Origin of the sequence: Dactylosporangium sp. NPDC051541, from assembly GCF_044454505.1 — a bacterium.
Classification (GTDB): domain Bacteria; phylum Actinomycetota; class Actinomycetes; order Mycobacteriales; family Micromonosporaceae; genus Dactylosporangium.
Genome location: NZ_JBITDU010000011.1, coordinates 186,966 through 199,627, shown reverse-complemented (window position 1 = coordinate 199,627; position 12,662 = coordinate 186,966). Strand labels below are relative to the sequence as shown.

At 71.1% G+C, this 12,662-nt stretch carries 11 protein-coding genes; 5 read left to right on the top strand and 6 right to left on the bottom strand.

Going from position 1 to position 12,662, the window contains the following annotated elements:
- Positions 1-130: 130 nt before the first annotated feature.
- The 6 genes from ACIA8L_RS39175 to ACIA8L_RS39150 form a co-directional block, all read right to left on the bottom strand.
- On the bottom strand, positions 131-565 hold the full coding sequence (locus tag ACIA8L_RS39175; RefSeq protein WP_395912605.1) for a hypothetical protein: 435 nt from the start codon (positions 563-565) through the stop codon (positions 131-133).
- 36 nt (positions 566-601) lie between these two features.
- Positions 602-2,212: a glycoside hydrolase family 10 protein gene (locus tag ACIA8L_RS39170; RefSeq protein ID WP_395912604.1), complete on the bottom strand. Its 1,611-nt coding sequence runs from the start codon at positions 2,210-2,212 to the stop codon at positions 602-604.
- A 58-nt stretch (positions 2,213-2,270) separates the two neighbouring features.
- Entirely contained in the window at positions 2,271-3,467 is a 1,197-nt protein-coding gene (locus ACIA8L_RS39165) for a DUF4407 domain-containing protein (RefSeq protein ID WP_395912603.1), read from the bottom strand.
- A 71-nt stretch (positions 3,468-3,538) separates the two neighbouring features.
- Positions 3,539-4,717, bottom strand: coding sequence for a hypothetical protein (locus tag ACIA8L_RS39160; RefSeq protein ID WP_395912601.1), 1,179 nt, complete (start codon positions 4,715-4,717; stop codon positions 3,539-3,541).
- A 117-nt stretch (positions 4,718-4,834) separates the two neighbouring features.
- Positions 4,835-5,359, bottom strand: a complete 525-nt coding sequence (locus ACIA8L_RS39155) for a GNAT family N-acetyltransferase (protein WP_395912599.1) — start codon at positions 5,357-5,359, stop codon at positions 4,835-4,837.
- Between the two features lie 106 nt (positions 5,360-5,465).
- The gene (locus ACIA8L_RS39150; protein WP_395912597.1) at positions 5,466-5,750 is read right to left on the bottom strand and encodes a hypothetical protein; all 285 of its coding nucleotides are present in this window, start codon (positions 5,748-5,750) and stop codon (positions 5,466-5,468) included.
- A gap of 377 nt (positions 5,751-6,127) precedes the next feature.
- Here ACIA8L_RS39150 and ACIA8L_RS39145 point away from each other — a divergent pair, with 377 nt between their 5' ends.
- The 5 genes from ACIA8L_RS39145 to ACIA8L_RS39125 all read left to right on the top strand — a co-directional run bounded on the left by ACIA8L_RS39145 (position 6,128) and on the right by ACIA8L_RS39125 (position 12,591).
- Positions 6,128-7,144 carry a helix-turn-helix domain-containing protein gene (locus ACIA8L_RS39145; protein ID WP_395912595.1) on the top strand — a complete coding sequence of 339 codons (1,017 nt, stop codon included), beginning with the start codon at positions 6,128-6,130 and terminating at the stop codon, positions 7,142-7,144.
- 173 nt (positions 7,145-7,317) lie between these two features.
- A complete protein-coding gene (locus tag ACIA8L_RS39140) occupies positions 7,318-8,319 on the top strand; it encodes a hypothetical protein (protein WP_395912593.1) in 1,002 nt (333 codons plus the stop codon).
- A 64-nt stretch (positions 8,320-8,383) separates the two neighbouring features.
- Positions 8,384-9,853 (top strand): glutamate-cysteine ligase family protein, encoded by a 1,470-nt coding sequence (locus ACIA8L_RS39135; protein ID WP_395912591.1) that lies wholly within the window; start codon positions 8,384-8,386, stop codon positions 9,851-9,853.
- Positions 9,847-10,566: an enoyl-CoA hydratase/isomerase family protein gene (locus tag ACIA8L_RS39130; protein ID WP_395912589.1), complete on the top strand. Its 720-nt coding sequence runs from the start codon at positions 9,847-9,849 to the stop codon at positions 10,564-10,566. Before ACIA8L_RS39135 ends, ACIA8L_RS39130 begins: the two co-directional genes overlap by 7 nt.
- A gap of 63 nt (positions 10,567-10,629) precedes the next feature.
- Positions 10,630-12,591 carry a glycosyltransferase family 39 protein gene (locus ACIA8L_RS39125; protein ID WP_395912587.1) on the top strand — a complete coding sequence of 654 codons (1,962 nt, stop codon included), beginning with the start codon at positions 10,630-10,632 and terminating at the stop codon, positions 12,589-12,591.
- Positions 12,592-12,662: the final 71 nt, after the last annotated feature.

Below are 12,662 nucleotides of genomic sequence, written 5' to 3'. Positions count from 1 at the left end.
TGTGGGTCGCGCTCGACCTCGCCCGTCCTGGCGGGCCGAGGCTAACCGGGGTGACATCTACCGTAGCGGCCGGGTCGATGACCCGCGCAGCGCCGACCGGACGGTCGTCTGGCCAGCGGCGGAGCTGGGCTCACCGTGGCTGTGGTTCGGGGCCGATGGCGGCGCACGTGAGGATCAGCAGGCCCAGAGCCACGTCGTTCCAGGTTGAGGCGGACCAGCCGTACTGCAGGACCAGCGGCGCCATCAGGAGCCAGCCGGCCAGGCCCCCGGTGACCGCGGCGAACCCGGTCACGCCCGGTTTGAGCAGGCGGATCGCGGTGACGACGGCGAGGGTGATGCCGGTGACGGCGTCGTTCCAGAACATGTCGTAGCGGCCCGCGCCGATGTAGCCGAACGGGACCGCGGAGACGACCAGCCAGACCGCGGCCAGGAAGATCACCGTGAGGGGGAGGGTCCGCGGCCGAGGCCTAGAGGAAATATCGGAAAAATCAGGATACGGCGGCGGGCCGGCGGCGCGGGTGTGGGCGGGGGTGGTGAAGTCCTGGTCCGAGATGAAGCTCGTCATGGCCGACAGCCTCGGTACGGGGCGGATGAGTGAGGATCACCCCGCGGGAGGGCTTTCGTTCCAGGAGCGGTCCAGTTCGGTGACGCAGTAGGTGCCCTTCGGGCCGGTGTAGTCGCCGTCGCCGCCGCGTTTCGTGGCCACCAGTTTGGCGGTGCCGTCGGCGACCCGGTAGACGGCTGAGGACGTGCCCTTGCCCTTCCAGGTCACCTTCACGCCGCCGCCCTCGACGGCGGTCGTGACGGCCGGGGCGGCGGGGGCGTTGTTCGGCAGCCACTTCATCAGCGGCGGGAGGGCCGGGGTGGAGTAGAAGTGGCCGGCGTACTTGCTGACCGCGCCCAGCGCGTCGGCCCGCAGGTTCTTGGCGCTGAAGTGGACGCTGCCGGTGACCTGGGGATACTTGCGGTTGAGGGCCAGTTGGCGGTCGAGCTCGGCCGGGTCGCTCCAGGGGCCCGACTGCCCCACGCGGTAGTCGGCCTGCCCGATGTACAACTGCACCCTTGTCGTTTTGACGACGTCGGCCCACCAGGGCAGGAGTTTCGCGTAGTCGGCGGCGTCGAAGCCGATGTTCCAGTACAGCTGCGGGACGATGTAGTCCAGCCACTGCTCGCGCACCCAGAGGCGGGTGTCGGCGTAGACCTCGTCGTAGCTCTGCAGGCCGCGGGTCGGGGAGCCGGCCGGGTCGGTGGCGTCGTTGCGCCAGATGCCGAACGGGCTGATGCCGAACTTCACATACGGCTTGATCTGCTTGATCCGCTGGCTCATCTCCTTGACGAGCAGGTTGACGTTGTCGCGGCGCCAGTCGGCCTTGCTCTTGCCGCGGCCGTAGATCTGGAACGCGCCGTCGTCGGGGAAGTCCTGTTTGGCCACCGGGTACTGGTAGAAGAAGTCGTCGAAGTGGACGCCGTCGACGTCGTACTTCTGGACCGCCTCCAGCATCGAGTCCTCGACGAACTTGCGCGCCTCCGGGATGCCGGGGTTGAAGTGCAAACGGCTTCCGGTGGTACCGGCTGAGGGGTAGACGACGGCCCATTCCGGGTGCTTGCGCAGCGGGTGGTCCGCGGCGAGCGCGTTGATGTCGGAACCGGCGCCGGCCGGGGCGGGCTGGCTGCCCCGATACGGGTTGAACCAGGCGTGGAACTCCAGGTTGCGGCGGTGGGTCTCGTCGATCATCCACTGCATCAAATCGAAGCCGGGGCCCTGGCCGCGCACGCCGGTGATCCACTCGGACCAGGGGGCGTACTCCGACGGCCACAGAGCGTCACCGCTGGGCCGGACGTGGACGAAGACCGCGTTGAGGTTCAGCTTCTGGGCCAGGTCGAGCCAGCCCAGGTACTCCTGCTTGATCTGGTCCGCGGGGAGCCCCGGCTTGCTGGGCCAGTCGATGTTCTCGACCGTGGTGATCCAGACGCCGCGCAGCTCCCGGGGCGCGCTCAGCGGGGCCCCGCCGCAGTCGGCGGTGCGCGGGTCGGCCGCGCGATCGGCCCGCCGGGCGTTGCGGTCGAGCCGGTCCGGGCCGGGGGCCTCGGCCGAGGCGCTGCCGGCCCGGTCCCACACCATCCGGGCCACGCCGACCCCGCCTACGAGGACCAGGACGATGCCGACGACGAGCGGCAGCACCGACGTGCGTTCGGGCAGGCGGGGGAGCACCGGCCCAGTCTGCCCCGGTGCCCGGGGGCGAAAGCAAGACATTGGGCCAAGAAAGGTCCTAACGAACCAGCCGAGACTGATCTTCCAGCTCAGCCATGAGCCGCTCGGTGGCCCGGCTGACCGCCGCGTCCATGAGCCGCCGCTCCGCCACCACCGTCTCCATGCCGTCCCCGGCCAGGGTCCGGGCCTGCTCGGTGACCAGCAGTTCCTGCTCGTGCCGCTTGGTCGCCGAGAGCTCCTGGCGGCGGGCCTCGCGGGCCTCGGTGCGCTCATAGCCGTTGCCGTGCGAGACCAGCTTGAGCCAGACGGCCGCGCAGTCCAGGCAGACCAGCAGTGCGGCGACGCCCAGGTAGAAGAAGCCGAAGCCCCAGAAGTCGCTGGTCACCAGGTGCCACATGGCGGTCGTGCGGGCGCCGAAGCCGGCCCCGGCCTCGACCGAGGCGCGGTTGTCGGCGCGCTGCTCGGCGATCTGGGCCAGCAGCGAGGCGACCTGGTCGGCCCGGGACTTGCGGCCCGGCTCCTGGGACGTGCGCAGGGCCGCGGCCTCGGCGTCGAGCCGGGTGGCCTCGTCCATGAGTGCGCGGGACTGCTGCACGAGGGTGTCGCAGTAGCCGCCGGCCGGGCAGCCGGCCCGCTGGGTCACGCCGCCGGCCCGCGAGTCGGCCAGGGCCTGGTCGTAGACGGCGGTGGACTCCTTGCGCTTGTCCGCGGCGAGCTTGTGCAGGTCGGCCACGGCGGTGTCGTCGGCCGCGTCCTGGGCCCGCAGCCCGTCGACCTGGTGCTGGAAGGCCGCGATGGCGCCGCCCTGCTCGAGCTGGATCAGCTGGCGGTTGTGCACGGTGCCGAGGTACGCGTCGATCTCGCCCTTGTATCGGGCCAGCATGAGGGGCTCGGTGATGACGACCGCGAACAACAGGGCCAGAACGATGCGGCCGCAGTACAACCCCAGGGTCCGCTTTTTGAGCAGTTGGTCGGGGTCGGCCGACTCGAGGTGCTCGAAGTTGACGGCGACCCGCCCGACGACGGCCCGGTCGTAGGCGATGACGGCCAGGGCGACCGGCGGGCCGACCAGCCACTGCCACCACGGGTGCGTGTAGTTGGACGAGGCGTCGACGAAGCTCGCGGCGCCGACGATCGCGTAGACGCCGTACAGGACGATGAAGATCCCGATGGAGCCGTAGAGAGCGCGGTCGGTGTGGGTGCGCACGCTGGCGGGGTTCACATTTGCGATCTTGAGCAACACGGTTCCCGCCATGGATGCGACGGTACGCGAGGATGTGTCGCATTTGTGGGTGTTTCTCGAGACCTGCAACTGTGGTCAGCGGCTCATCGCGTGACCGAGGGCCGGACGGCGTCCAGGACGGAGGGGCGGGACTCCGCCGGGCGGACCGAAGCCGCGCCGCGCAGGCCGAAGTGGTCGAGGGCCTCGGCCAGGTTGAGGTCGGTCGGCAGCGACCGGGAGACCTCCTGCCACAGGACGCGGTCCCGCTGCCAGGCGAGCAGGAACCGGACGCACTGGCGGGGCTCGATCAGGAAGGAGCGGCCGCGGGCGGCGCGGAGGGCCTCGACGATGCGGTCGCGGTGCTCGCCCGGCGGGAGCGTGTCGGTGCGGCGCAGCAGGTCGCGGATGAGGGCCCGGCGCTGACCCAGGAAGCCGACCCAGTAGCCGTCGTTGAGCGCGTCGGGGACGGTGCCGTGCCGGCTCAGCAGGGCGAACAGGCCCTCGGCGAGCGTGTCGCCGAACTCCTCCTGCCGCGCCCGGTCGGGGTCGGCGAAGGGGTCGTACGGGCCCTGCACGGCCGAACCGATCAGCGACACCGGGCGCAGGGACCGCGGGCCGACGAGGAACAGCCAGTCCTCGTTGTAGACGTCGGGGAAGAAGGCCGCGTCGTCCCGGTGGACCGGCACGGCCAGGGCGCCGCCGCCGACGAACGTGCCCTGATGGTCGCCGACACTGCGGCGGGCGTGGCAGACCACCGAGTTGTCCGGGAAGCCGTCGATGTAGAGGCCGGCGGCGTCGTAGTGGTCCAGGGCCCCGACGGCCCGGCGCAGGTCGGCCGGGTCGGGCACGGCGATGTCGTCGTCGAGGAACAGGACGTGCCGCCAGCCGACCGTGCGGGCCAGCAGCAGCGCGAGGTTGCGCTTGCGGCTCACGTCGGTGCGGTACTCGAACGCGGTGCCGGCGAACATGTCGGTCGTCTCGAGGTATGGCACCGGGCCCACCGGCGTCTCCGGCGCGTCGATGACGATGAGGTCGCCGGTGCGCTCCGGATGCGCGAGCGCCGCCAGGATCTCGTCCCGGCGGGCCTTGCGGCTGGCCAGCACCACCAGCGGCGCCGCGAGCTCCCAGGCCAGGTCCGCGGCCGCGGCCAGCTGCGCCGCCGGCCGCGCGCTCGGCACGACGATCGCGTCGAGCCGGCGCTGCACGATCTCCGGCGGATCCCCGAACTGCAGCAGAGCGGTGTGGGACAGCAGCTGACCTCGCGCCGGTGCGCGCCTACCCATGCGGCTCCCGGGCGGACAGGTCACTGGGCTGCACTCGGGGCTCGCTTCCGTCGCGCCGGCCGGCCCGGGGCCGGGCCGTCCCAGAAGCGTACGTGCCGGTGACGAGGGCCGAACCGGTCAGTCGAGCAGATTCTTGACCAGGACGTGGCACTTCTCCGTGCTGAAGCGCCGGCGGCCGTCCTGGTCGAACTGCTCCACCACCGCGTTGATCGGGCCGCCGTCCCACTCGGCGTAGCCGAGCCGGGTGTACAGCCGGTAGGCGTCGGGGTTGTCCATGTTCACCCCGAGGGCGATCCGCCGCCGGCCGAGCCGGGCCACCCGCTGCTCGGCCGCGCTGATCATGGCGGTGCCGATGCCCTGGTTGCGCGCGTCCCGGACCACTTCGACGTGGCTGAGGATGGGCACGTTGGGCAGGCGCTCGCGCAGCTCCCACTCCTCGGCCGGCATCGTGCGGACGAACGCGTCGCCGAGGATCCGCCGGCTGCCCGGCTCCTCCGCGAGCAGCAGACTGCCGAGCCGCGGCTGCCGGCTGATGCGGTGCCGGAAGTAGTGAACCTGCCCCAGCGCGTCGGCGAGACGCTCCAGGTCCTGGTCGTTCGCGGTGCGGACGACCACCGCCGCGGCAACGCTCGTAGCGCCCACTTCGCAGGGCTTCCTCTCGACGCTGAGATTCGCTGAAGAACCGCGCCAGGGACGGCCCGAAACCCCTCGTGCCGTCCCTGCTGTGCATGCTGAACCCGGCTGAACGTCAACCCAGCAGCCAGGCCATTATCGCGAGGATAGCGAACACCACCGTGATGATGACCGGCCAGGTCGCCTTGCTCCTCTCGTCGCTCACCCGGACCACGACCGGCGGCGCGGACCGCTCCTGCCGCAGCGAGTTGATCCTCGCCTGCAGCAGCAGGACCACGACCACCAGCACGCCGATGATCAGCAGCGCCGGCGTGCGCGGGTCGGCTCCCGCCTGGGCGCCGGCCGCGGTGACAAATCCGTGATTTACCCATGAACCTGCGAAGGCTAAAGTTGAAGCCATCGGTTACTCCTTGGCCTGGAAGCGGAGAAGTGCCGAGAAGTAGGGGCGCATCCGGCGGCAACCGGGCGCGCCCCGTTCTGTTGCTCGGGCCGGCGCGCTCAGCGCCGGTCGGGCATCAATCGGGGCGGATCTCTCGTGTGGTGGACCGGTCCGGTGGACATCACTCCGACCCCCCTCGTTTCAGTCGACAAGACTGAATTTCAGTGATGACCTGAAGGTCCTCGACCTTTCCTGAGTAATAGTTTAGGATTCAGCGAATTCCTGAATCAATGGTCGCCGATTCCGTCGTGTTACCGGCTCAACGTCCTGTTCGCATCGCCTGGACGGCGCCGTCGCGGTCCGCGACCAGTCCTGAATATGACTGAACAGGAGGGCGGATGGAGTCCCCGGCCGAGCTCGGAGCGCGAGTTCGCGACCTCCGACTTCAGCACGAGCTGACGCAGGGGCGTCTCGCCAAGGTCCTCGGGGTGAGCGTGCCGAGCATCTCCGCGTGGGAGAGCGAGAAGAAGCGGGACGTCCCCAAGGCCGAGCACCTGGCGAAGTACGCCCTGCTGTTCTGCACCGCCCGCTCCTTCGCCGACGGCGACACGCGGCTGCTCGACCCGGCCGAGCTGACCGAGGAGGAGCGCGGCCACCACGCCCGGCTGCGCATCGAGCTGGGGCTGGTCGAGGCGGTGGTCAACCCGCTGCGGTTCCCGGCCGGCGAGCTGCTCACCGTCGTCTGCGCCCAGCTGCCGGTGCACATGCGGGCGGCCAAGGAGTACGCCGACCCCCTGGACCCTGACCACGTCGAGATGTACAACTTCGCCGACATCGACGCCCTCTTCGAGTTGTACAGCTATCTGCGCCAGGTCAACCCGGACAACCCGATCCGCTACAAGCTCGTCAACCAGATCGACCGCCGGGACCTGGACTCCCATCTGATGCTGCTCGGCGGCGTCGACTGGAACACGCTCACCCGCCAGCTGCTCGACCGGCTGCGGCTGCCGGTGGCCCAGGTGCCGCGTGAAGGCATCGACGCGGGCGCGTTCGAAGTGGTGGACGACGACGGGGCGAAGCGCACGCTGGTGCCCGTGCTCAAGGAGGAGGACGGCCGGCTCACGCTGCGCGAGGACGTGGCCCACCTGTGCCGGGCGCCCAACCCGTTCAGCCGGCCGGGCTTCACGGTGACGATCTTCAACGGGATGTACGGCCGCGGCACCCACGGCATCGTCCGCGCGCTGACCGACGTCGACTGGCGCGACAACAACTACCGCTACCTGCACGGCCGCTTCGGCGACGCGAGCACCTTCAGCCTGGTGTCGCGGGTCGAGATCGTCGCCGGCGTGGTGACCGTGCCGGACTGGACCGATCCGCACAACCGGCTGCACGAGTGGCCGCCGGTGTCTCCCTGAGCGGCTGTGACAGTCCGCCTGAACGAGCCGTAAAGTACCTCTCACACGGCCGGGGGAGTGCGGGAGGGCGACGCGTGGAGGCGGCACCATCCGGCGGTCCGCCCCGTCATTTTTCGCATCGCCAGCTGCTCCGGCCGGCGCACGCCACCCCGGCCGACGTCGATGCGATAGTCGTGCCGACCAACCGCCCGGTCAGCTCCCTGGCCGCCGCGATCGAGCTCGCGACCGACCTCAAATGCCTGCTCCTGGTGTTGTGCAGCCGATGGAGCAACGCGACCCCGGCGGTCCGGGAGGCGCGCGCGGCCGGCGCCCGGGTGATCGCCGTCGATGTGCCGCCGCGGGCCCGGCTCCCCGTCCTGGAGACCGACGCGCTGCTGCGGCGGCTTCCGTCGCCGCGCTCCGGCGACACGGTGCCGACCGTCTTCCCCCCGGACACCAGCATGAAGCGCAACCTGGGCCTCGCGGTCGCCCATATGTTGCCGTGGCGCACGGTGCTGTTCCTCGACGACGACATCGTCACCTCGGCCGATGACGTCCGCGCCGCGGCCGGCCTGCTGCGAAACTACGACGCCGTCGGGCTGGAGAACACCGGCTACCCCGACAACTCCGTCGTCTACCACGCCCGCCGGGCCGCCGGGGAGCGCCAGGACACGTTCATCGGCGGCGGTGCGCTCCTGGTCCCGGCCGGCTGCGGCTCACACTTCCCGAACGTGTACAACGAGGACTGGTTCTTCCTGTTCGACGACATCCGCGCGGGCCGGGTCGCCCTGAGCGGCCAGGCCGAGCAGCGCCGCTACGACCCGTTCGACCGCCCGGCCCGGGCCCGGGAGCAGGAGTTCGGCGACTGCCTGGCCGAGGGCCTCTACGCGCTGCTCGACGACCGCCGCGACCTGGCCGACGCCTTCGAACTGGACTTCTGGCGCGGCTACCTGGCCCTGCGGGCGGACCTCATCGCCGACATCGACGGGCGCTCGGCCCGGGCCGACGTGCGCGCCTCCCTGAAAGCCTCCCGCGAGGCCCTGGCCGAGATCACACCCGAGCGCTGCGTGAAGTTCCTGGCCGCCTGGCAACGCGACCGCGGGACCTGGTCGGCGTTCCTCGGCGGGCTGCCGGAGCGCGACGACATCGCCGGCGCGCTGCGGTATCTCGGGCTGCGGCCGATCGGGCAGGAGTAAAAAAGGGCGCTTCGTGGTATGCCAGAGGGCACGGTCTCCCCCCGGCGCGTGGAGGTGCCAGCCCATGGGCAAAGACGTCGAGTCGACGGTGTTCAGCCGGGAGGACCGGACTCGTTACCGCGACAAAGTGCACCGGTGCCTGGACGCGTTCGCGCGGATGCTGGACGAGACCGCGTTCGAGGCCGGTGACGGGATGAGCGGGCTCGAGATCGAGCTCAACCTCGTCGACGAGCGCTACGATCCGGCGCTGCGCAATCAGCGGGTGCTCGATGCCATGGCCGACCCGGCGTTCGTGACCGAGCTGGGGCAGTTCAACATCGAGATCAACGTGCCGCCGCAGCGGCTGGCCGGTGACGGGCTGGCCCGGTTCGAGGCGCAGGTGCGCAAGAGCCTCAACGCCGCCGAGGAGCATGCGGCCCAGGTCGGCACCCGGCTGGCGATGATCGGGATTTTGCCGACGCTGCGCCGCGACCAGCTCACACCGGATGTGTTGTCGGCGAATCCGCGGTACGCCCTGCTGAACGAACAGATTTTCGCGGTCCGCGGCGAGGACCTCATGATCGCCATCGATGGGGTCGAGCGGCTGCATGTGCGGTGTGACTCCATCGCGCCCGAGGCCGCCTGCACCAGCGTGCAGTTCCATCTGCAGGTGCTGCCGCAGCAGTTCGCGGCCTACTGGAACGCGGCCCAGGCCATCGCCGCCGTCCAGGTCGCGCTGGCCGCCAACTCGCCGTACCTGTTCGGCCAGGAGCTGTGGCGCGAGACCCGGATCCCGCTGTTCGAGCAGGCCACCGACACGCGGGCGGAGGAGCTCAAGAGCCAAGGGGTGCGGCCGCGGGTGTGGTTCGGGGAGCGCTGGATCACCTCGATCTTCGACCTGTTCGAGGAGAACGCGCGGTACTTCCCGTCGCTCCTGCCCATCTGCGAGGACGAGGACCCGATCGCGATGCTCGACCGCGGGGAGGCGCCGCGGCTCGGGGAGCTCAAACTGCACAACGGCACCATCTACCGCTGGAACCGGCCGATCTACGACGTCGTCGACGGCCGGCCGCACGTCCGGGTCGAAAACCGGGTGCTGCCCGCGGGGCCGACGGTCGTGGACAGCATGGCCAACGCCGCGTTCTACTTCGGGCTCGTGCACAAGCTGGCCGGGCAGGAGCGGCCGGTGTGGACGCAGATGTCGTTCGGGGCGGCCGAGGAGAACTTCCACACCGCCGCCCGGCACGGCATTGAGGCGTCGGTGTTCTGGCCGGGGCTGGGCTCGGTGCCGGTTACGGAGTTGGTACTGCGACGCCTGCTCCCGATGGCCCACGAAGGACTCGACGAGTGGGGGGTGGACCCCGTCCAGCGTGACCGGCTCCTCGGCATCATCGAGCACCGCTGCCTGGCCCACCGCAACGGCGCTTCCTGGCTGGTCGAGGCCGCCCACGCGATCGAGGGCAACGGGCCCGTGGAGCGCGACGACACCATGCGCAAGCTGCTGGCGGAGTACCTTCCGAGGATGCACTCGAACGTCCCCGTGCACGAATGGTGACCGGCGAGCTCGTCCTCACCCAGGACGGCCCGCTCGCCACCCTCGTCATCACCAACCCCGCGAAGCGCAACGCGATGACCGCCGCGATGTGGGCCGCGCTGCCGGGGCTGCTCGAGGTCCTGGCCAAGGACCGGGCGAACCGGGTGCTGATCGTGGCCGGGGCCGGCGGCACCTTCTGTGCGGGCGCCGACATCACCGAGGCGGCGGCGATCGCCCGGGCCGGCGACGAGAGCCTGGCCGTCGCCGCCGAGCGGGCCCTCGCCGAGTTTCCGAAGCCGACGATCGCCCGGATCGACGGCTTCTGCGTCGGCGGCGGCTGCCAGCTCGCGGTCGCCTGCGATCTGCGGGTCGCCGGGGCGTCGGCGCGCTTCGGGGTGACCCCGGCCAAGCTCGGCATCGTGTATCCGCCCGCCACGACCCGGCGCCTGGCCGCCCTGATCGGCCCGGCGAAGGCGAAGCTCTTGCTGTACACCGGCGAGCTGTTCGAAGCTTCTGAAGCGCTCGACTTCGGTCTCATCGACCGGCTCGTGCCCGATGACCTGCTGTCGGCCGCCGTCGACGACCTGGCCGCGACCATCGCCGCCCGGTCGCGGTTGACGCTGCGGGCCGCGAAGGCGGTGCTGGGCGATCTGCCGGTTCCGGCGCAGGACGAGGCCGAGCTGGCCGAGGGGATCGCCGCGTTCCAGGAGCGCCGGGCGCCGAACTGGGCCTGACTCACAGCTGGGGCACAGGCTGCTCGGACGCGGCCGGAAGCGTCCGGCCGCAGCGTAATGACCATGACAGCCACGCTGACCCCTCCGGTCGTCCTCCCGGCCGCCACCGAGGCCCCAACCCGGGCGCGGGACGGCTGGGTGCGCCCCGCTCTGTTCGCCCTCCTGCTGGCCACCGGCCTGCTCTACCTGTGGAACCTCAGTGCCTCCGGCTGGGGCAACGCGTTCTACGCGGCCGCCGCCCAGGCCGGCGGGGACAGCTGGAAGGCGTGGTTCTTCGGCTCCTCCGACGCCTCGAACTTCATCACCGTCGACAAGACGCCGGCCGCGCTGTGGGTCACCGGCCTGTCCGTGCGGATCTTCGGGCTGAGCTCGTGGAGCGTCCTCGCCCCGCAGGCGCTCATCGGGGTGGCGACGGTGTGGCTGCTGTACCTCACCGTGCGCCGCTGGCACGGCCCGGCCGCCGGGCTCCTCGCCGGTGCGGTGCTCGCCGGCACCCCGGTGGCCACCTTGATGTTCCGGTTCAACAACCCCGACGCGCTGCTCATGCTGCTGCTGGTGGCCGGCGTCTACGGCGTGCTGCGGGCGATCGAGCGGGGCAGCACCTGGTGGCTGCTCTTCGCGGGTTCCATGGTCGGCTTCGGGTTCCTCACCAAAATGCTGCAAGCGCTTCTGGTGGTACCGGCATTCGCCCTCGCATACCTCCTGTTCGCCCCGACCGGCTGGGTCCGCCGCCTCGTCCAGCTCCTCGCGGCCGGCGCGGCCGTCATCGTGTCGGCCGGCTGGTGGGTCGCGATCGTGTCGCTGACCCCGGCCTCCTGGCGCCCGTACGTCGGCGGCTCACAGACCAACTCGATCCTGGAGCTCACCCTCGGGTACAACGGCTTCGGCCGGCTCACCGGCAACGAGACCGGCAGCGTCGGCGGTGGAGGTGGCGGCGGCGCGGGCGGCGGCTGGGGCGAGACCGGCTGGTCCCGCCTCCTCGACGGCTCCACCGGCGGCCAGGCGTCGTGGCTGCTCCCGGCCGCGCTGATCCTCACCGTCGCCGGCCTGATCTTCTCGGCCCGCACATCAGGCGACACAGGCGACGCGGGCGAAGACGTGGTCGGCCGGCGGCGACTGGCCGCGTACGTCATCTGGGGCGGCTGGCTGGTCACCACCACGCTGGTCTTCAGCTACATGCAGGGCATCTTCCACGACTACTACACGGTGGCCCTGGCCCCGGCCCTCGGCGCCCTGGTCGGCATGGGCGTGGCGACCCTCTGGCGGCGCCGCGCCGACCTCTACGCGCTGCTCATCCTGGGCGGCACGGTCGCCATCACCGCCGTCTGGTCCTACATCCTGCTCAACCGGGCCGCCGACTTCCACCCGTGGCTGCGCGTCGCCGTCCTGATCGCCGGGGCCCTGGGCGCGGCCGGCATCCTGCTCAGCCAGCAGCTGGGCCGCACCCTCCGCCTGGCCGCCGCCGCGCTGGCCCTGTTCGCGGTGCTGGGCGGGCCGGTCGCATACTCGGTGAACACGGCCGCGACCGCCCACACCGGCTCCATCGTCACCGCCGGCCCGTCCGTCGGTGGCGGCTTCGGCGGCCGCGGCTTCCCCGGCGGCGGCGGCTTCCAGGGCACCCGGGGCGGTGGCTTCGGCGGCGGTGGGGGCGGGGGCGGCCTGGGCGGCCTGCTCAACGCCACGACCCCGAGCGGCGACGTGGTGGCGGCGCTGCGGCAGGACAGCTCGCAGTACACGTGGGTCGCCGCCGCGGTCGGCTCGAACAACGCCTCCGGCTACCAGCTGGCCACCGAACTCCCGGTGATGGCGATCGGCGGCTTCAACGGCAGCGACCCGGCGCCGAGCCTGGCGCAGTTCCAGCAGTACGCGCGGGACGGCAAGATCCACTACTTCATCGGCGGCTCCGGCGTCGGCGGCCAGAGCAACGGCGGCAGCAGCGTCAGCGCCGAGATCGCCGCCTGGGTCCAGGCCAACTACACAGCCACGACGATCGGCGGCACCACCCTGTACGACCTTTCGACCTGACACCGTCGGCGGTGAGAGGCGGACTCGGCTTCCGGCGGTGTCAGTGGCGTGACAGGGCTGTGTCCGCACGG

What these genes read in the sequence shown, in the direction of transcription:
- ACIA8L_RS39175 (WP_395912605.1), bottom strand. Translation starts at nt 565, where the DNA reads ATGACGAGCTTCATCTCGGACCAGGACTTCACCACCCCCGCCCACACC.
- ACIA8L_RS39165 (WP_395912603.1), bottom strand. Translation starts at nt 3,467, where the DNA reads ATGGCGGGAACCGTGTTGCTCAAGATCGCAAATGTGAACCCCGCCAGC.
- ACIA8L_RS39160 (WP_395912601.1), bottom strand. Translation starts at nt 4,717, where the DNA reads ATGGGTAGGCGCGCACCGGCGCGAGGTCAGCTGCTGTCCCACACCGCT.
- ACIA8L_RS39150 (WP_395912597.1), bottom strand. Translation starts at nt 5,750, where the DNA reads ATGGCTTCAACTTTAGCCTTCGCAGGTTCATGGGTAAATCACGGATTT.
- ACIA8L_RS39145 (WP_395912595.1), top strand. Translation starts at nt 6,128, where the DNA reads ATGGAGTCCCCGGCCGAGCTCGGAGCGCGAGTTCGCGACCTCCGACTT.
- ACIA8L_RS39135 (WP_395912591.1), top strand. Translation starts at nt 8,384, where the DNA reads ATGGGCAAAGACGTCGAGTCGACGGTGTTCAGCCGGGAGGACCGGACT.
- ACIA8L_RS39130 (WP_395912589.1), top strand. Translation starts at nt 9,847, where the DNA reads ATGGTGACCGGCGAGCTCGTCCTCACCCAGGACGGCCCGCTCGCCACC.
- ACIA8L_RS39125 (WP_395912587.1), top strand. Translation starts at nt 10,630, where the DNA reads ATGACAGCCACGCTGACCCCTCCGGTCGTCCTCCCGGCCGCCACCGAG.